The sequence below is a fragment of the Methylocapsa sp. S129 genome (assembly GCF_009765995.1).
Lineage (GTDB): Bacteria > Pseudomonadota > Alphaproteobacteria > Rhizobiales > Beijerinckiaceae > Roseiarcus.
In genome coordinates, this window is the sequence record NZ_LMUI01000048.1 from 363,370 (window position 1) to 380,618 (window position 17,249).

The following is a 17,249-nucleotide window of genomic DNA, read 5'->3' on the forward strand; positions in this document are numbered from 1 at the left end:
CTCAAACAATGTGTTGATGCTCGCTATTATGTCAATGGACGTGTACAATAGAGACTCAAGTAATACTAACCAAACTATTAATAATGTATTGTTGTCATCGGAGTTACGGTGACACGCCCGTCAACCCCTTATTGGCTCGTGTTTTCCCCGGCTTGGCGACAACGTGCCCCTTCGGCTTTGGCCCACGTTTGCCTGGCGTCACGCTGCGCCCAAGCTGGCGGCTGATGGCGTCCAGAAAGGCGGGAGCGCCAAGAGGGCGCCCGATCAGTTCGCCCCGGCGCAGCGGGATGAAGGAATCGTCGTCGGCTTCTCCATCGAGAAGATCGGCAAAGCGCGGCGCGCGCGCGAGCAAGGGCCCCACTTCGACGAGGCTGTCGTTGCGGCCTTGAAGATGCGCGCGCACGCTCGAATGGGGCCAGTCCTGCGCACGCGCCGCCAGCCGCGCCCGCACAGGGTTCAGCGCGACATAACGCGCGGCGGCCATCAGATGGTCTTCGTCCATCGCCAGCGAACCGAAGCGCCCCTGGAACAAGTGCCCGGTCTGGCGCGCCCGCGCATTGACATAGCCGGCGTAGAGCCGGTGCGCGCGCGAAAGCGCGAGCGCAAGACCGGAAGCGTCTTGCGGCGTCAGGATCAGATGCGCGTGATTGGGCATGAGGCAATAGGCGCAGCATGAGACGCCAAAACGGCGGCACGACTCGGCCAGCCAGTCCCGATAGAGCGCATAATCGTCGGCCTCGAAGAATATCTTCTCACGCCGATTGCCACGCTGAGTGACATGATGCGGCAGACCGGGAACGACGATGCGGGCGATGCGGGTCATGACAAAAGCTAGCACCGGTGAGGCAATAGGTAAATACGGGCGTGTCACCGTAATCCGTCTGGCTTGCCGAAATCGTTCAGGCAAAACCGTGCCGCCATCGCATGCGGCGAAGCCGCGCAGGTGACCAATCTGGACGTTCCTCATTATAATCGCGATCACGCGATATATATCGATGATCGAAACTCCTTCAGACCGAGTTCTCATGACCCCTTCTCAGCACAATATCCCCATGGCGATTGATCCGGTGAAACTCGACAGGCTCGCCGAGGTGGCCGTCAAAGTCGGGCTGCGGCTTAAGGCCGGACAGGATCTGTTCCTCACCGCGCCAGTCGTGGCGCTGCCGCTGGTGCGGCGGATCGCGGAACATGCCTACAGGGCTGGCGCGGGCCTCGTTACGCCCATCCTCTCGGACGAGGAGGTGACGCTGGCGCGCTATCGGTTCGCAGGGGAAGAAAGCTTCGACCGCGCCCCAGGCTGGCTCTATGACGGCGTCGCCAAGGCCTTTGCGGATAATACCGCGCGCCTCGCCATCGTTGGCGACAATCCGATGCTGCTTTCGGGCGAGGACGCGGCCAAAGTCGCGCGCGCCAACAAGGCCAATTCCATCGCCTATCAGCCGGCTCTCGAAAAGATCGCCGGCTTCGACATCAACTGGAACATCATCGCCTATCCCAGCGTCTCTTGGGCCAAACAGGTATTTCCCGGCGAAGAGGAAGATGTCGCGGCGACAAAGCTCGCCGATGCGATTTTCGCCGCCTCGCGCGTCGACATCGACGATCCTGTCGCGGCATGGGCGGCGCATAACGCCAAGCTGCGCGGCCGGACCGAATGGCTGAACGGTCAGAGATTCCGTGCGCTGCATTATTCCGGGCCAGGCACGGACCTGACGATCGGGCTCGCCGACGGCCACGAATGGCAGGGCGGCGCCTCGACCGCCAAGAACGGAATTACTTGCAACCCGAATATCCCGACTGAAGAAGTCTTCACCACGCCGCACGCCCGGCGGGTGGATGGCCATGTCGCCAGCACCAAGCCGCTTTCCTACCAGGGCACGCTGATCGACGGCATTGCGGTGCGATTCGAAGAGGGGCGCATTGTCGAGGCGTCCGCCACGCGCGGCGAAGCGGTGCTGAACAAGGTGCTGGACACGGACGAAGGGGCGCGCCGTCTTGGCGAAGTGGCGCTGGTGCCGCATTCCTCGCCGATCTCGAAAAGCGGGCTGCTGTTCTTCAACACGCTGTTCGACGAGAACGCCGCCTGCCATATCGCGCTCGGCCAATGCTATTCGAAATGCTTCGTCGACGGCGCGAAATTGACGCCCGAGCAGATCGCGGCGCAGGGCGGCAACAAGAGCCTCATCCACATCGACTGGATGATCGGCTCGGACAAGATCGACATCGATGGCGTTCGCGCCGACGGCAGTCGCGCGCCGGTGTTCCGCAAAGGCGAGTGGGCGTAAGGAAGCCTCATCCGCGGCGCGGTGGCGCGTTTCATTTCACCTCAGGCGCCGCGCGCTCTATCGCGGCAGGCAATCCAGCAATTCGGCGTTGTCGCGGGCGCGCGCAACGAGGTTGGCGGCGAGACGACGCTGAAAGGCCTGCGGATGCGCGGCGTTGCGCTTGATCGGGTTCGGCAGCGAGGTGGCGAGCAGCGCCGCCTCATTCGCATCGAGTTGGCTCGCTTTTTTGTGAAAGGCGTGTTGCGCGGCGGCCTCAATGCCGTAGAGCCCGTCGCCCCATTCGGCGATGTTGAGGTAGACCTCGATGGTGTGCGCCTTCGACCAAACCTTGCCAAGGACGAGCGCCATGCTGATTTCGATGCCCTTGCGAATGGCTGAACGGCCCGGCCACAGAAAAAGATTCTTGGCGGTCTGCATGGTGATCGTCGACGCGCCGCGTGTGGGGCCATCCTTGCCGGCGCCGCGCAAGACTTCGTGCAGGGCGCCCCAGTCGACGCCGTCGTTCTGGCAGAACCTGCCGTCCTCCGACGCGATCACCGTGGCGACGACCACTGGTGCGATGTCCTCCAGCCGCACGTAGACGCGTTCGTAGCTCTTGCCTTCGATCTTGCGCCCGAGCATGAGCGTCGAGACGGGCGGCGCGACGGCGTAGAGAACGACAAGCCCTACGAAAACGCATAACAGCGCCAGCCCGACCAGGGCGACGCCGCGCGCCAGCATGCCGAATGAGAAGCGCCGCCAAGCCATGCCTTAGTGTTTGGCGCAAGCGGGCGCGCCGGGCAAGCGCGCGGCGTCGCCCTGGTCGGGCTGGCGGCGGTTGCGGCCCCGCAAGTCGCCAAATTCGCCACATTTCCCCGGTTGACAGAAAGGGCGACTCTGGACGGATTCGCCCGGGTTGCGTTCCCACCCCCGTCCTGCAAGGGGCCCTGGCAGGCTTGCCCGGCCGTCATTGATCGGACGCGCGTCCTCTGTAAGAGGTTGCTATGCGCGAGCCAACGGCGCTGATAACGCCCACCTTCAATCGGAGCATGGCTTGAGCGTCGATCAGAATGCCTCCGCGACGCCAGCGGAACTTGCGCCGTCCCGATGGGGCGCATTCGCGCATGCGGCTTTCACCGCGATCTGGATCGGCAGCATTATCGCCAATGTCGGCACCGCTATGTATGACGCGGGCTCCCGCTGGCTGATGACAAGTCTGGACGCCGATCCGATCGCGGTTTCGCTGGTTCAGGTGGCGGTCAGCCTGCCGATCTTCTTGTTCACCTTGCCGGCGGGCGCGCTTGCCGACATCGTCAACCCGCGACGGCTTCTCATCGTCGTGGAGATCGCCAATACGATCATGACCGTCATGTTGGCGACGCTGGTTTCATCAGGCCTCGCCACCGTCAGCTCGTTATTGCTGACGACTTTTTTCCTCGGCGTGGGCGGGGCGCTGGCGGCCCCCGCCTGGATGGCGATCACGCCGCTTCTGGTGAGCAGGCGGGAGCTCGAGGGCGCGATCGCCGCCAATAGCGTCGGCTTCAACATCACCCGCGCCGTGGGGCCGGCCATTGGCGGCTTTGTCATCGCCGGATTTGGAATGGCGGCGCCTTTCTGGATCTGCGCGGCCAGCAATCTCGCCGCGATCGCGGCCTTGCTGTGGTGGCGCGCGCCGCAAAAGAGCGCGCAGAGCCTGCCCGCGGAGCGTTTGGTCAGCGCGATGCGCACCGGCCTTCGTCATGCCGCCAACAATCGTCACTTGCGCGCGACATTGATCCGGACCTTGGCCTTCTTCCCTTTCGCCAGCGCCTATTGGGCGCTGCTGCCGCTGGTGGCGCGCAACCAGATGACGCAAGGTCCCGAGCTCTACGGCATTCTGCTGGGTGCGATCGGCGCTGGCGCGATCGGCGGCTCATTCGTGCTGGGCTGGCTGAGGGCGAGGCTCGGAGCTGACCGGCTCGTCGCGTTCGGCACATTGGCGACGGCGTTCGCGCTCGTCCTGTTTGGGCTCGCGCACAATCCCGCGACGGTTCTCTGCGCGTGCCTGATCGCCGGCGCATCATGGACGTTGGTCCTGACGAGCCTCTATGTGTCGGCGCAGGTCGCCTTGCCCGATTGGGTGCGCGGCCGCGGACTCGCGATCCTGCTGACGACGATTTTCGGCGCGATGACGGCCGGCAGCGCGGCATGGGGAGAAATCGCCGGCATGGCCGGCCTGCCGATCGCGCATTTCGCGGCCGCCGCCGGCGCCGTGCTGGCCATCGTTCTGACGTGGCGTTGGAAGCTTCAGACCGCGATCGGAATCGACCTGACCCCTGCGATGCATTGGCACAAACCTGTCGCGAACCACCGAGTCGAGAACAATGAAGGCCCGGTCCTTGTGACGGTGGAATATCGCATTGACCCCAGGGATCGCGACGTGTTCATCGAGGCTCTCGAAGAGCTCGCGCATGAACGCAAACGCGATGGCGGGTTCGCCTGGCGCCTTTTCGAAGACGCTGTCGACACCAGACGCTTCGTCGAGACGTTCCTGATCGAATCCTGGCTCGAACTCATGCATCAGCATGAGCGGGTGACCCATGCGGACCGCCTGTTCGAGGATCAGATCCGTCAGCTCCTCGACAATGACCCGCATGTGACGCATTGGGTCGCTTGCGAGCCCCAGCCTCGATTTCATGGCGCGCGCAAAAATAAATTGGTCGCCGCGCTGTCCGACGCGTCATCCGCCTAAGATATTTCCGGCGCGACCGGGCTTGCCGCCAATCAGCCGGCGACCAGCGCGAGCACCCGCAACGGGCTGCCCGAACCTTTCTCGATCTTCAGCGGCGCGGTGATCAGCACCGCGCCTGTCGGGGGCAGCTTGTCGAGATTGGTGAGGCTCGCCAGGCCGAATTTATTGGCGCCATGCATCAGGTGATGGGCGGGGAACGCGGGCTCAAAGGCAAAGCCCTGGCCGGCGTCGGTGCCGACCGCCTCGACGCCCCAGCCGGTGACGTTGCGCTGCTCGACCAGGAAATGAACGGTCGCGGCGCTGGGGCCGGGAACGTGAGGGCCGTCTTCCTTCATATTGAGAAACAAAGCGGGGTCGGTGCGCTTGGACCAGTCGGTGCGCATCAGCACCCAGGCGCCGTCCGGTATGCGGCCGTGCAGGCTCTCCCAGACTTCGATATGCGAGGGCTCCATCAGGAACTTTTCGTCCGCCGCGGCCTCTTTCGAGACGTCGATGACGACGGCTGGCGCGACGAAGCGCTGGACATTGATCGTGTCGACGCCGCCGTCGGAATAATCCTTGCCGGTGACCCAATGGATGGGCGCGTCGAAATGCGTGCCGGTATGCTCGCCCATGCCTAGATTGTTCCAGTACCAGCCCGGGCCGCGCTCGTCATAATGCGAGATTTCCGAGATCGAGAACGGGTTCGAGGGCGCGAAGGGCGGCGGCAATTGGATCACCGGCGTTGACGGCATGAGGGTCTGCGTCAGGTCGATGATCTTGATCGATCCCGACAGGATCGCGGAGGCGAATTGATCGAGCAGCATGACATTCACTCCTTCAGTTTGGCTCCGACGCGGAACTTCCCGCCTGGAGTTTTTGGGACCGGGCGGCGGAAGCCGCCTCGATAGCGGTCAGGCGTTCGACGCCTGCTGGTTGCGGATGAGTTTGTGCAAAGTGACGATGAAAGCCTGGTATTCGTCTTCGCCGACGCCTTGGAAAAGCTTGACGAAACGTTCGTACATGGTGGGCCAGAAGCGCGAGAAGGCGTCGCGCCCCTGCGTCGTCAGATGCACTTCGCGCACCCGCAGATCGTCCTCACGCGCCTGCCGACGGATGAGCCCTTGCTCCTCCATCGCGTCCAGCATCCGGCTCATCGTGGATTGTTCGGTGACGGTGAACAGCGCCAACTCGTTGACGGTCAGACCTGGCGTGATCGCGAGCACGGCGAGCGTGCGCATTTTGACCGTCGTCAGATCATAGCCGCGCAACGCTTCCTGCATTTCGCTATTCCAGGTCGCGATGACCCGGTTCAACAGATAAGTCGCGAATTGGTTGAGGCCGATCTCGCCGATCGAGGGAATGGACCCCACGCTATTGGCTTCGCGCGCGCGGATGGAAGCGCCGAACCGGCCTCGCTCGATCGTCTCGCCGTTCGCCCCATTCTCGGTCACGAAAGTCGCCCCCCGATATCACATCCGGCGCCGCGCGTCGCACCGATCCCTCAGCGTCAACGGTAGCGCAAGTTTATGAGAATGCAAATATCGGGCGGCTGGCCCGCGAGGGACGTCCACAACGCCGCGACTTATCTTTTTGCGCCTTGCATATTTCCGGGTCGCCAAGCACGATCGCCGACGGCGAGGTGGGCGATGCGCCCGCGTGGAGGGGCTATGGCGTACGACGCGATCGTGATCGGGGCGGGGCATAATGGATTGGCGAGCGCGATCCATCTCGCCGCCAAGGGCTGGAAGGTTGGAATATTCGAGCGCAACGCGGTCGCCGGCGGCGCGGTGCAGACTCGCGAGGCGACGTTTCCGGGCTTCCGGCATGATCTCTTCGCGATGAATCTCAGCCTGTTCGCGGGCTCGCCTTTCGTCGCCGCCTATGGCGCGGCGCTTGGCCGCCATGGCCTCGCCTTCGCGCCGGCGAGCGACACATTCGCCTCGGCTTTTCCCGATGAGTCGTGGTTCGGCGTCAGCGCGGATCTCGACGCGACGGTTCTGCGCGCAAGCGGATTGTCTGTCGAAGACGGCAAGCGCTGGCGCGAAATGGCGACAGCTTTCGCCAGCGACGCCCCGCATATTTTCGGCGTGCTCGGCTCTGTCATGCCCTCGTTTGGACTGGCGAAGGTTCTGTTCAAGGCGTGGCGCGCCAAAGGCTTCGGCTGGCTGCTCGACACGCTGCGCCTTGCGGTGTCGAGCCCACGCGAATTTCTCGACCGTAATTTTCAGAGCGACAAAATCAAGGCGACAATCGCCGCCTGGGGCATGCATCTCGATTTTCCGCCTGATGTCGCGGGCGGCGCCTTGTTTCCCTATCTCGAATCCATGGCCAACCAGAACTTTGGCATGGTGATCGGCAAGGGCGGCGCCGATGTGATGATCAAGGCGATGCTCGGCCTGCTGGCCGAACTCGGCGCCGATGTGCAGCTTAGCGCCGAAGTCGCGTGGATCGATGTCGCCAATGGCCGCGCGACAGGCGTCACGCTCGCCGACGGGCGCTCTTTCAAAGCGAGCAGGGCGATCGTCGCCAATGTCGGGCCCGCGCTCGTCTTCGGCAAGCTCTTGCCGCAGGGGAGCGGCCAGCCGGAAGTCGACCGCCGCATGCGCGCCTTCCGCCCCGCGCCCGGCACGATGATGGTGCATCTGGCCCTCGACGCTCTGCCCGACTGGAAGGCCGGCGAAGCGTTGAAGCGTTTCGCCTATGTCCATCTCGCCCCCGATTTCGCGATGATGAACCGCGCCTATGCGGAAGCCGTCGCGGGACTCCTGCCGGCCGAGCCTGTCCTCGTCGTTGGCCAGCCCACGACGATCGATCCGAGCCGCGCGCCGGAAGGCAAGCATGTGCTGTGGGTGCAGGTTCGCGTGCTGCCGGCCGAGGTCAAAGGCGATGCTGCGGGGACGATCGCGGCGGGCGATTGGGATGGGATCAAGGAGCTCTACGCCGACCGCGTGATCGCGCTGCTGGAGCGCTATGCGCCGGGAGTCTCAAGCCACATCCTCGCCCGCGCCGTCTTCTCGCCCAAGGATCTCGAGCGCGAAAACCCCAACCTGATCGGCGGCGACAATGTCAGCGGCAGCCACCATCTCGATCAGTTCTTCCTATTCCGCCCGATCCCCGGCTGGTCGCGCTATCGCACGCCGGTCAAGGGGTTGTATCTGGTGGGAGCTTCGACCTGGCCGGGGGCGGGCGTGGGGGCGGGGTCGGGGTTTCTGCTGGGCAAGATGCTGGCGGGGGACGCGGCTTCCAGCGCCGGCGGAAGCTGAGGGACCAGCATCGACGCGAGGAGTCCGATGGAAGACCCAAAATTTCTTTGGATCAAGACTTGCTGAACGCAGTTGACGCGATGCCTTAATGCAGCGGGTTGACCAGGCCCGGCTTTCTGGCCAGCGCCGCGCGCGAAATGATGAGGGCCAACCCTAGAATTACGCCACAGCGCGCAAATCGAAACCTGCGTGGATGACGTCGTAAGGCACGCAGATTTTACCCTTTTCAGTCTTTTCGATAATGCCCCATTCGATGAGCGCGGTCACATCGTCATGCACACGTTTGATGTCGCGGCCCAGCGCTCGGGCCAGTCCGCGAACGCTCGAAGGACCGATCTTCTGCAAATGCTCGATCAATTCCCAGCGCTTGGGACTGATGACGGAAAACAATTGCGCGGGCGAGCTGAAAGTGAATGTGGCGACGGGATTTGAGGGCGCCTCTGTCTTCCACGCTTCAACAAAGTCTTTGCCCATGGCGTCGAGAGTCGCGTCGGGGTCGAGATCGTGGCGTATCTGAATCAGGGCGTGCTTCATTTTGGCATCCTTTCGCGAACGTCGGAGAGGAAATCTCGCACCAGTTCTTCCACCGAGGTGAAAGTATAGGGGAACTCCCGCCCATCCAGATGACGATGATCCCCTTTGCCGCGCTCATTGTCGTAACCGACCTGGCGTATTCCCTCCCTGCCGAAAAACAGTCGATATTTGTAGCGGTGATTGCTGCCGGCGACGGGATGGGGCACTCTTCAGATAACCATTTCCACGATTGAACCATCTGGAAAGACGGTCTTGGCGCGTCGAATGGTCTCGGCCTTCATGTTGGCATCGATGCCATCATTGCTGGCCGTCGTCAATGATCAAGACGGCGCTTCATCAACGGCGCCGATCCACCCCAAAATTGAGCGCGGCTCCTCGAAACCCCTCGATTGACAACCCAAAATCCTGCATTTACATATTTTAGGTCTAAAGCTTTTGCGGGAAAATGGGGCAGGTTTCTCGCTGCGATCCGCCGTTCCGGCCAAACCTATGCAATCGCATTCGTTCACATGACCCTGGGAGCGCTGACATGATTCATTCAAGACGCGACGTTCTGAAACTCGGCGCCTTCGGCGCCGCCGCTCTTACCGGCGGGCTTGCGTATGGTTCGGCTTTTGCGGAAGGGGGCACGCTGTCGATCGCCTACAACGTCAATCTGCCCTCATGGGATCCGGCGGATGGCCCCTCGGCGGTCAATCCGACGATCCAGGGCATCTATCAGGCGGTGTTCGATCAATATATCGGCCAGAAGCCCGACCTGTCGTTCACGCCGGGCCTCATCACCGAATGGGGCTGGACCGACGACAACAAGAAAATCAAAATGAAGGTGCGCAAGGGCGTGACGTGGCACGACGGCTCGCCATTCACGCCCGAAGACGTCGTCTGGTCGCTGCAGCGCGCCGCCGATCCCAAGACCGGTAACCCGATCAATTTCGTCTGGTCGAAGATCGGCAATCTCCAGGTCGCCGACGACGTCATCACCGGCGACGTCAAGGAATTCGATCCGACTTTGTTCAAATGGATGGCGTTCCTGACCGGCTATGTACTGCCGAAAGCCTATTACACCAAGGTCGGCGCCGAGGGCTTTGAGGCCGCGCCGATCGGCACCGGCCCCTATATCGTTGAGAAATACGAGCGCAACGCTTTCGTGCGGCTGAAAGCCAACCCGAATTATTGGGGCGGCAAGCCGGCCTTCGAAACCGTCATCATCAAATTCGTGCCCGACGCCGCCAGCCGCGTCGCCGAAATCGAATCGGGCAAGTCGCAGGTGACTTTCGACATCCCCTACGAGGAATATGATCGCCTGAAGGGCAAGAAGGGGCTGACCGGCGTCACCACGCCCGTCTCCGACATTGCGATGATCTTCCTGACCAATGTCGACCCGGTCATGCTCGACAAGAACGTCCGCCTCGGCGCCATCCACGCCATCGACAAGAAGCTCCTGGTTGACCGGCTGCTCAAGGGCTATGGCGTGCCGATCGACACGTTGCAGGCGCCCGAATATGCGGCGTTCGATCCCAGCATCAAGGTCAGCTACGATCCTGAGCTCGCCAAGAAACATTTGGCGGCGAGCGGCTACAGCCCAGAGAAGCCCGCCAAGTTCACGATCCAGACGACCAAGGGCTTCAAGCCGAAGGATTTCGAGATCATCCAGGCGATCGTCGGCATGTGGCGCAAGGTCGGCATCGAGGCCAATATCGAGGTCTATGACATCGCCAAGCATTTCGAATTGCGCTTCGGCCACAAGCTCGCGCCGGCGGCCTTCTATAATTGGGGCAATTCGATCGGCGATCCCTCGACCTCGACCGGCTTTGCGATGTTCGGCCCGAGCCCGCATTGCGCGTGGAAATCGGACGATCTGATCGCCAAGATCGGCCCGCTCTGGGGCGAGGCGGACGAGGCCAAGCGCATCGCCGGCTATAAGGCGGTCGACAAATATATCGCCGAGGAAGGCTATGTGATTCCGCTGTTCCAATATGTGCAGCCGATCCTCTACGCCTCCAGCGTCAAGGTCACGCCGAACCTGTCAGGCGCGATGTTGCCGCAACTGGTTCGTCCGGCATAGGAAATAACACCCCACCGTCGCCAAGACGGACTCGCCGGTCGTCGATTCCCTCCCCCCCTTGTGGGGGAGGGTTAGGGAGGGGGGTCGCGCCGCCCTATCAAGGCGAGCTTCACGCTGACCTTGATAGGGCGGCGCGACCCCCCATCCGGCCTTCGGCCACCTTCCCCCACAAGGGGGGAAGGGAAAATCCGGTCCCTCCATGCGCCTATCCGCGCTCATCATCCGCCTGATTTCCCTGGTTGTGACCTTCTTCGGGGTCGCGGTGGTGGTGTTCGTGCTTGTGCGCGTGGCGCCCGGCGATCCGATCGCGATGATGATCGGCCCGGGCGCCAGCCCGCAGGACATTGCAGACCTGCGCGCGCTTTACGGGCTCGACAAATCGATCCCGCTGCAATTCCTGATCTGGCTCGGCCATGTCGTACGCGGCGATTTCGGCACGTCGATCTCGCTGCGTGAAAGCGTCACCGAAGTCGTGTTCGGCCGGTTGCCGGCGACCCTCGAGCTCGCCTTTCTTGCGCTGGCCATCGCTGTCGTGATCGGCGGCTTCATGGCGATCCTGGCGGCGCGCTGGCGCGGCACGGCGACGGAGGCGGGCGTCGACCTGTTCAACGGAATCGCGCTTTCCGTTCCCGACTTTCTCTGGGGCTTGACCTTCATCCTGCTGTTTGGCGTCGCGATCCCGATCTTCGATATTTCCGGCCGCGTGACGCCAACGCTCGAACTGCCGTTCGTCACCAATTTCTTCCTGATCGAAAGCATCGTGCGGCTGCGCTTCGATCTGACGCTCGATCTTCTCGGTCATATGCTGATGCCGGCGATGGCGTTGGCCTTGCCGCTCGCCGCCGTCATTTCGCAGATTCTGAAAACATCGCTGAAAGAAGTGATGCATCAGGACTACGCCTTGATCGCCCGCACCAAGGGCTTCTCCGAGACTTATGTTCTCCTGCATGAAGCCTTGCGCAATGCGGTGACGCCGTCGCTGACCGTGATCGGCGTGCAATTCACCTTCCTGATCGGCGGCACGGTGATCGTCGAGCGATTGTTCTCCTATGAGGGCCTCGGCAATCTGGCGATCGATGCCGTCATCAATCGCGACCTGCCGTTGATCCAGGGCATCGTGCTGCTGTTCGCGGTCATTTTCGTCGGCGTCAATCTGGCCGTCGATCTCTGTTATGTCGCGCTCAACCCGAAGCTCCGGCATGGTTGAGCCACGCCCTCTGCATCGCCGTCGCAGCATCCGCCTCTGGCTCGGCGCGGCCTGGATCGCGCTGTTGTTTTTCGCGGCGGTTTTCGCCGGCGCGCTGTCGCCCCATGACCGGCTCGCGCAGGACCTGATGCTGCAGACCTTGCCGCCGGCCTGGCTGCCGGGCGCCGAGCCCGGCTATTACCTCGGCACCGACAGTCTCGGCCGCGATATTCTCTCGCGCATCATCTATGCGACGCGGCCGGCATTGATCGTCGCGATCGTCGCCAGCACGGCGGCCTGTCTGTTCGGCTCGCTGCTCGGGCTCGTCGCGGGCTTTTTCGGCGGCTGGGCCGATCGGATCATCTCGCGCCTCGTCGATATCTGGATGGCGTTTCCGCCCGTCCTTCTGTCGATCCTGCTCGTCGCCGTGCTCGGCCCGGCTTTGTCTTCCGTGATCATTGCGATTGCGGTGATCGATTGGACGCGGTTCTGCCGGGTGGTGCGCGCCGAGGCGATGCAGCAGCGGCGGATGGATTATGTCGACAGCGCCAAAGTCGCGGGCTATGGGACGCTGCGCATCATGGCGCGCGAAGTGCTGCCCAATGTGCTGCCCGCGATCGTCGTGCTGTTCTCGCTCGAAATGGGCATTGCGGTGATCGTCGAGGCGATCTTGTCTTTCGTCAATCTGTCGATCTCGACCGACGATCCGACCTGGGGCTCGATGATCGCCGAAGGGCGCGGCATCGTGCACCAGGCCTGGTGGGTGCTGGTGTTTCCGCTGACCTGCCTGTTCCTCACCGTGCTCGCCTTCAGCCAGTTCGGCGAGGGCCTGAAGGAACGTTTTGATCCGGTGATGCGATGAGCGCGCCGTTCCTGAAGATCGATCGCCTGAGCGTCAGGCTGCGGCGCGGCGGCGAGGGTCGGCTGCTGCGCCAGGCCTCGATCGCGGTAGCGCCGGGCGAAGTGCATGGGCTGGTTGGCGAGAGCGGCGCAGGCAAGAGCATGATCGGCCGCGCGATCTTCGGCATCCTGCCGCGCGCCGTCGAAGTGATCGAGGGCGCGGTCAGGCTTGGCGGGACGGATCTCTTCACACTGTCGGACCGCGAGCGTCGGCGACTGGTCGGCGTCAACGCCGCTTTGATCCCGCAAGACCCGCTGACCGCGCTCAATCCGTCCAAACGGATCGAGGCGCAGATGACCGACCGGCTGACCCGGATTCTCGGCCTGTCGGCGGCGGAAGCCAAGGCGCGGGCGCTCGGCCTGCTGGAGGAAGTGCAGATCCGCGAGCCGGCGCGCGTCTTCCGGAGCTATCCGCATGAATTGTCGGGCGGCATGCGCCAGCGCGTGCTGATCGCCTCGGCCTTCGCCGCCGAGCCGAGGCTGATCGTCGCCGATGAACCGACGACGGCGCTCGACGTCACCGTGCAGAAGCAGATTCTGAAACTCATCGCCGAAATGCAGCGCCGCCACGGCACGGCCTTGTTGTTCGTCACCCATAATCTCGGCGTCGTCGCCAAAATCTGTCAGCGCGTCAGCGTGCTCTATGCTGGCAAGATCGTTGAGCAGACCGATGTTGCGACCTTGTTCAACGCGCCCGCGCATGCCTATACGCGGGCGCTGATGGCGGCGACGCCGCGCTACGACCGGCCCGAGGAATCGCTCGCCCCCGTGCGGCCCGAAGTGATCGAAGCCCTGAGCCAAGAGATCGCACAGACCGACAATATCTGGGCGGAGGCGCGTCTGGCGGCGGCGGGGCGCCGGGCATGACCGAACCTCTGTTCAGGATCGACAATCTGCGCCTGTCGCTCCCCGATATGACGCGCAAGCCTTTGTTCGGGCCGGCGCCGCGCATCGAAATCCTCAAAGGCCTAACGTTCGATATCGCCGCCGGTTCGACGATCGGCATTGTCGGCGAATCGGGGTCGGGCAAGTCGACGCTCGGCCGCGCTTTGGTGCGCCTCTATGAGCCGACGGGCGGGGCGATCGGGTTCGACGGCCAGGACATTACTCATCTCTCCGATGCGGCTCTGCGACCGCTCCGTCGCGACTTGCAGGTGATCTTTCAGGATCCTTTTTCCTCGCTCAATCCGCGAAAATCCGTCGGCGCCATTATCGCGGCGCCGCTGCTGTTCCATCGCGTTGCGACAAGCGGCGCCGACAGCCGCGCGCGCGTTGCGGCGGCGCTCGGCGCCGTCGGCCTGCCGCGCGCCTTCGCTTCGCGCTACCCGCACGAGCTTTCCGGCGGTCAGCGCCAGCGTGTCGGCATCGCGCGCGCCATCGCTCTGTCGCCGCGCTTCGTGCTCGCCGATGAGATTGTCTCCGGCCTTGACGTGTCGAGCCAGGCGCAAATCCTCGATCTGCTCGCGCGGCTGAAAGACGAGTTGAAGCTAACGCTCGCCTTCATCAGCCACGATCTCTCGGTGGTCCGCCGCCTGTGCAACCGCGTCATTGTGATGCGAGGCGGCGAGATCGTCGAGAACCGCGACACAGCCGCCTTGTTCGACGCTCCCGAACATCCCTACACCCGCCAATTGCTCGCCGCGATCCCGTTGCCGGAGATCGATCCGGGATGGCTGGAGGCGGGGTGACGCGTGTGCGCACGCTCTCTGTCATTGCGAGCGGAGCGAAGCAATCCAGAGGTCGTAACCTCTCGGAATAGAGACCTTCATGCAGCGCGCTCGTCGATTTGCACAGTCAAACGTCGCGCACGAACTAGCAAGCGTCACGATTTCTGGATTGCTTCGCTCCGCTCGCAATGACGGAGTATTCACATGCATCGTTCGCCGTGTTTGACGTGGCGCTGGATGGCCGGTTGCGGCCCGGTATCAATTGACAGTTTAGATTCATCGAAATATGATTTTGCAACTATCGTTGCGCTGCGTGTTTAGTGCGCGAAGCAGCGTCCTCCGGAGGATTTTCCAGCATGGCGGAACGGTCTTTCGCACGCGAGGTCGAAGACCTCCGTCTCGGCGCCGGCGAGGAATTCAAGGGCGAGGGCATTCTCGCCATCACCAAGGCGCTGCTGCAATCGGGCGTCTCCTATGTCGGCGGTTATCAGGGCGCGCCGATCTCGCATATGATGGACGTCCTGTCCGACGCGGCCGGTCTGATGGAAGAGCTCGGCGTTCATTTCGAAACGTCGGCTTCGGAAGCGACCGCCGCCGCGATGCTGTCGGCTTCCGTGATGTATCCGATCCGCGGCGCGGTGGCGTGGAAGTCGACGGCGGGCACCAATGTCGCCTCGGACGCGTTGTCGAACCTTGCGTCCGGCGGCGTCACCGGCGGCGCCGTCATTATCATCGGCGAAGATTATGGCGAAGGCTCCTCGATCATGCAGGAGCGCAGCCATGCCTATGCGATGAAGTCGCAGATCTGGCTGATGGATCCGCGCCCCAATCTGCCCTCGGTGGTTCATGCGGTCGAGACCGCCTTTGAACTGTCGGAAGTCTCAAACACGCCTGTTATGGTCGAGGTGCGCATCCGCACCTGCCATGTCCATGGCTCTTTCATCGCCAAGGACAATAAGCGCCCGTCCTATACGCTGCGCGAGGCGCTGGAGAGCCCCGTGCGCGACACCGGCCGCATCGTGCTGCCGCCCGCCTCCTTCACGCATGAGAAGGAGAAGATCGAGAAGCGCTGGCCCGCCGCCGTAAAATTCATCAAGGAGCGCAAGCTCAACGAGCGCTTCGGACCCGAAGGCGGCGAAGTTGGAATCATCCTGCAAGGGGGGATGTATAATGGCGTGATGCGCGCGCTGCAGCAGCTCGGCCTCGCCGATGTCTATGGCCGCAGCGCTATTCCGCTCTATGTGATGAACGTCACTTATCCCATCGTTGACGACGAGATCGTCGCTTTCTGCGAAGGCAAGAAGGCGGTGCTGATGGTCGAGGAAGGCCAACCCGAATATATCGAGCAATCGCTCAATACGATCCTGCGTCGCCGCGATCTGCAAACAAGGATTTCCGGCAAGGATGTGTTTCCGCAGGCCGGCGAATATACCGCGCCGGTGATGGCCTCCAGCATCCGCAAATTCATCGACCTGTTTGCGCGGCCGATGCTCGGCAACCAGCCGCCGCTGCCCGATCCCAGCGCGATCCTCGCCGATCCCAAGGTCAAGGCGCTCAACGAAGTGGTGCCTGCCCGCCCGCCCGGCTTTTGCACGGGTTGCCCCGAGCGGCCGATCTTCGCGGCGATGAAATTGGTGGAGAAGGAGCTCGGACAGCATCACGTGGCGGCCGATATCGGCTGCCACCTGTTCTCGATCCTGCCGCCGTTCAATATCGGCGCGACGACGATGGGTTATGGCCTGGGTCCCGCTTCGGCCTCGGCGTTCAATGTCGCTTCCGACAAGCGCGCGATTTCGATCATGGGCGATGGCGGCTTCTGGCACAACGGCCTCGCCTCTTCCGTCGGCAACGCCGTGTTCAACAAGCAGGACGGCGTCATTCTCGTCGTCGACAATTATTATTCCGCCGCGACCGGCGGCCAGGACATTCTGTCGTCGCGCGCGTTCAACGGCAGGCGCGAAACCAACAACAGCATTGTCGATGCGGTGAAGGGCGTCGGCGCCAAATGGGTGCGGCAGATCGACCGAACGTACGATGTCGGCAAGATGCGCGATGTCTTGCGCGAGGCGCTGACGACGACCGACGAGGGACCCAAAATCATCGTCGCCTCGTCGGAATGTTCGCTCAACAAGCAGCGCCGCGTGAAGCCCTTGTTCGCAAAGGCCGTCAAGGACGGCAAGCGCATGATCAAAGAGCGCTTCGGCGTCGATGCGGATGTCTGCACCGGCGATCATGCCTGCATTCGCCTTTCCGGCTGCCCGTCGCTGTCGGTCAAGCATACAGACGATCCCTTGAAGGACGATCCGGTCGCGGCGGTCGACAATTCCTGCGTCGGCTGCGGCAATTGCGGCGAGGTCGCGGAGGCGGCGGTTCTCTGCCCGTCCTTCTATCGCGCCGACATCATTCATAATCCGAGCGCTTGGGACTTGCGGATCGCGCGGTGGCGTGGGGCTTTGATCGGCTGGTTGCAGCGCAGACGCAAGGCGCGGCGCATCGTGTTCGCGGCGTGACGATGGGCAGGTTAATCCATTCATGGCCATCGACGGAACGAACCCCCTCCCCCCTTGTGGGGGAGGGCCGGGGTGGGGGGTCGCGCCGACCTCACGGATTGGTGGGAGTAGACGAAGATTTTGAGAGGGCGGCGCGACCCCCCCCCCCAA

The 17,249-nt window shown here is 63.0% G+C and carries 16 protein-coding genes; 10 read left to right on the forward strand and 6 right to left on the reverse strand.

The features are described from left to right. Positions 1 to 103: 103 nt before the first annotated feature. Complete coding sequence (locus GSQ90_RS26895) at positions 104 to 823, reverse strand: transposase (protein WP_158818019.1); 720 nt, start codon at positions 821 to 823, stop codon at positions 104 to 106. Positions 824 to 1,025: 202 nt separating this feature from the next. Here GSQ90_RS26895 and GSQ90_RS26900 point away from each other — a divergent pair, with 202 nt between their 5' ends. Then, the gene (locus tag GSQ90_RS26900; RefSeq protein ID WP_158818020.1) at positions 1,026 to 2,282 is read left to right on the forward strand and encodes an aminopeptidase; all 1,257 of its coding nucleotides are present in this window, start codon (positions 1,026 to 1,028) and stop codon (positions 2,280 to 2,282) included. A gap of 57 nt (positions 2,283 to 2,339) precedes the next feature. Here GSQ90_RS26900 and GSQ90_RS26905 read toward each other — a convergent pair whose 3' ends face one another. Then, complete coding sequence (locus GSQ90_RS26905) at positions 2,340 to 3,029, reverse strand: transglycosylase domain-containing protein (RefSeq protein WP_158818021.1); 690 nt, start codon at positions 3,027 to 3,029, stop codon at positions 2,340 to 2,342. Positions 3,030 to 3,315: 286 nt separating this feature from the next. Here GSQ90_RS26905 and GSQ90_RS26910 point away from each other — a divergent pair, with 286 nt between their 5' ends. Then, entirely contained in the window at positions 3,316 to 4,992 is a 1,677-nt protein-coding gene (locus GSQ90_RS26910) for an MFS transporter (RefSeq protein ID WP_158818022.1), read from the forward strand. 32 nt (positions 4,993 to 5,024) lie between these two features. Here GSQ90_RS26910 and GSQ90_RS26915 read toward each other — a convergent pair whose 3' ends face one another. Both GSQ90_RS26915 and GSQ90_RS26920 read right to left on the reverse strand, forming a co-directional pair. Next, positions 5,025 to 5,798 carry a cyclase family protein gene (locus GSQ90_RS26915; RefSeq protein ID WP_158818023.1) on the reverse strand — a complete coding sequence of 258 codons (774 nt, stop codon included), beginning with the start codon at positions 5,796 to 5,798 and terminating at the stop codon, positions 5,025 to 5,027. An 87-nt stretch (positions 5,799 to 5,885) separates the two neighbouring features. After that, a complete protein-coding gene (locus GSQ90_RS26920; protein WP_246731799.1) occupies positions 5,886 to 6,425 on the reverse strand; it encodes a MarR family winged helix-turn-helix transcriptional regulator in 540 nt (179 codons plus the stop codon). A gap of 216 nt (positions 6,426 to 6,641) precedes the next feature. Here GSQ90_RS26920 and GSQ90_RS26925 point away from each other — a divergent pair, with 216 nt between their 5' ends. Then, positions 6,642 to 8,237 (forward strand): NAD(P)/FAD-dependent oxidoreductase, encoded by a 1,596-nt coding sequence (locus tag GSQ90_RS26925; protein WP_158818024.1) that lies wholly within the window; start codon positions 6,642 to 6,644, stop codon positions 8,235 to 8,237. 159 nt (positions 8,238 to 8,396) lie between these two features. Here the strand turns inward: GSQ90_RS26925 and GSQ90_RS26930 are convergent, their stop codons facing one another. Together GSQ90_RS26930 and GSQ90_RS32985 are read right to left on the reverse strand one after the other, a co-directional pair. Further along, positions 8,397 to 8,771 carry a transcriptional regulator gene (locus tag GSQ90_RS26930; protein WP_158818025.1) on the reverse strand — a complete coding sequence of 125 codons (375 nt, stop codon included), beginning with the start codon at positions 8,769 to 8,771 and terminating at the stop codon, positions 8,397 to 8,399. Further along, complete coding sequence (locus GSQ90_RS32985) at positions 8,768 to 8,911, reverse strand: peptidylprolyl isomerase (RefSeq protein ID WP_371418458.1); 144 nt, start codon at positions 8,909 to 8,911, stop codon at positions 8,768 to 8,770. Before GSQ90_RS32985 ends, GSQ90_RS26930 begins: the two co-directional genes overlap by 4 nt. Between GSQ90_RS32985 and GSQ90_RS32990 the strand changes: the two genes are divergently transcribed. The 7 genes from GSQ90_RS32990 to GSQ90_RS26965 all read left to right on the forward strand — a co-directional run bounded on the left by GSQ90_RS32990 (position 8,861) and on the right by GSQ90_RS26965 (position 17,099). Continuing rightward, the gene (locus tag GSQ90_RS32990) at positions 8,861 to 9,004 is read left to right on the forward strand and encodes a hypothetical protein (protein WP_158818026.1); all 144 of its coding nucleotides are present in this window, start codon (positions 8,861 to 8,863) and stop codon (positions 9,002 to 9,004) included. The two genes, GSQ90_RS32985 and GSQ90_RS32990, sit on opposite strands and share 51 nt — an antisense overlap. Positions 9,005 to 9,300: 296 nt before the next feature. Further along, entirely contained in the window at positions 9,301 to 10,836 is a 1,536-nt protein-coding gene (locus tag GSQ90_RS26940) for an ABC transporter substrate-binding protein (RefSeq protein ID WP_158818027.1), read from the forward strand. A 199-nt stretch (positions 10,837 to 11,035) separates the two neighbouring features. After that, on the forward strand, positions 11,036 to 12,043 hold the full coding sequence (locus GSQ90_RS26945) for an ABC transporter permease (protein ID WP_158818028.1): 1,008 nt from the start codon (positions 11,036 to 11,038) through the stop codon (positions 12,041 to 12,043). Beyond that, the gene (locus GSQ90_RS26950; protein ID WP_158818029.1) at positions 12,036 to 12,884 is read left to right on the forward strand and encodes an ABC transporter permease; all 849 of its coding nucleotides are present in this window, start codon (positions 12,036 to 12,038) and stop codon (positions 12,882 to 12,884) included. Before GSQ90_RS26945 ends, GSQ90_RS26950 begins: the two co-directional genes overlap by 8 nt. After that, positions 12,881 to 13,789: an ABC transporter ATP-binding protein gene (locus tag GSQ90_RS26955; RefSeq protein ID WP_158818030.1), complete on the forward strand. Its 909-nt coding sequence runs from the start codon at positions 12,881 to 12,883 to the stop codon at positions 13,787 to 13,789. Before GSQ90_RS26950 ends, GSQ90_RS26955 begins: the two co-directional genes overlap by 4 nt. Then, complete coding sequence (locus tag GSQ90_RS26960; protein WP_158818031.1) at positions 13,786 to 14,610, forward strand: ATP-binding cassette domain-containing protein; 825 nt, start codon at positions 13,786 to 13,788, stop codon at positions 14,608 to 14,610. The genes GSQ90_RS26955 and GSQ90_RS26960 overlap by 4 nt, the downstream gene beginning before the upstream one ends. A gap of 335 nt (positions 14,611 to 14,945) precedes the next feature. After that, complete coding sequence (locus tag GSQ90_RS26965; RefSeq protein WP_158818032.1) at positions 14,946 to 17,099, forward strand: indolepyruvate ferredoxin oxidoreductase subunit alpha; 2,154 nt, start codon at positions 14,946 to 14,948, stop codon at positions 17,097 to 17,099. Positions 17,100 to 17,249: the final 150 nt, after the last annotated feature.

What these genes read in the sequence shown, in the direction of transcription:
- GSQ90_RS26895 (WP_158818019.1), bottom strand. Translation starts at nt 823, where the DNA reads ATGACCCGCATCGCCCGCATCGTCGTTCCCGGTCTGCCGCATCATGTC.
- GSQ90_RS26900 (WP_158818020.1), top strand. Translation starts at nt 1,026, where the DNA reads ATGACCCCTTCTCAGCACAATATCCCCATGGCGATTGATCCGGTGAAA.
- GSQ90_RS26905 (WP_158818021.1), bottom strand. Translation starts at nt 3,029, where the DNA reads ATGGCTTGGCGGCGCTTCTCATTCGGCATGCTGGCGCGCGGCGTCGCC.
- GSQ90_RS26915 (WP_158818023.1), bottom strand. Translation starts at nt 5,798, where the DNA reads ATGCTGCTCGATCAATTCGCCTCCGCGATCCTGTCGGGATCGATCAAG.
- GSQ90_RS26925 (WP_158818024.1), top strand. Translation starts at nt 6,642, where the DNA reads ATGGCGTACGACGCGATCGTGATCGGGGCGGGGCATAATGGATTGGCG.
- GSQ90_RS26930 (WP_158818025.1), bottom strand. Translation starts at nt 8,771, where the DNA reads ATGAAGCACGCCCTGATTCAGATACGCCACGATCTCGACCCCGACGCG.
- GSQ90_RS32990 (WP_158818026.1), top strand. Translation starts at nt 8,861, where the DNA reads ATGACGATGATCCCCTTTGCCGCGCTCATTGTCGTAACCGACCTGGCG.
- GSQ90_RS26940 (WP_158818027.1), top strand. Translation starts at nt 9,301, where the DNA reads ATGATTCATTCAAGACGCGACGTTCTGAAACTCGGCGCCTTCGGCGCC.
- GSQ90_RS26945 (WP_158818028.1), top strand. Translation starts at nt 11,036, where the DNA reads ATGCGCCTATCCGCGCTCATCATCCGCCTGATTTCCCTGGTTGTGACC.
- GSQ90_RS26950 (WP_158818029.1), top strand. Translation starts at nt 12,036, where the DNA reads ATGGTTGAGCCACGCCCTCTGCATCGCCGTCGCAGCATCCGCCTCTGG.
- GSQ90_RS26955 (WP_158818030.1), top strand. Translation starts at nt 12,881, where the DNA reads ATGAGCGCGCCGTTCCTGAAGATCGATCGCCTGAGCGTCAGGCTGCGG.
- GSQ90_RS26960 (WP_158818031.1), top strand. Translation starts at nt 13,786, where the DNA reads ATGACCGAACCTCTGTTCAGGATCGACAATCTGCGCCTGTCGCTCCCC.
- GSQ90_RS26965 (WP_158818032.1), top strand. Translation starts at nt 14,946, where the DNA reads ATGGCGGAACGGTCTTTCGCACGCGAGGTCGAAGACCTCCGTCTCGGC.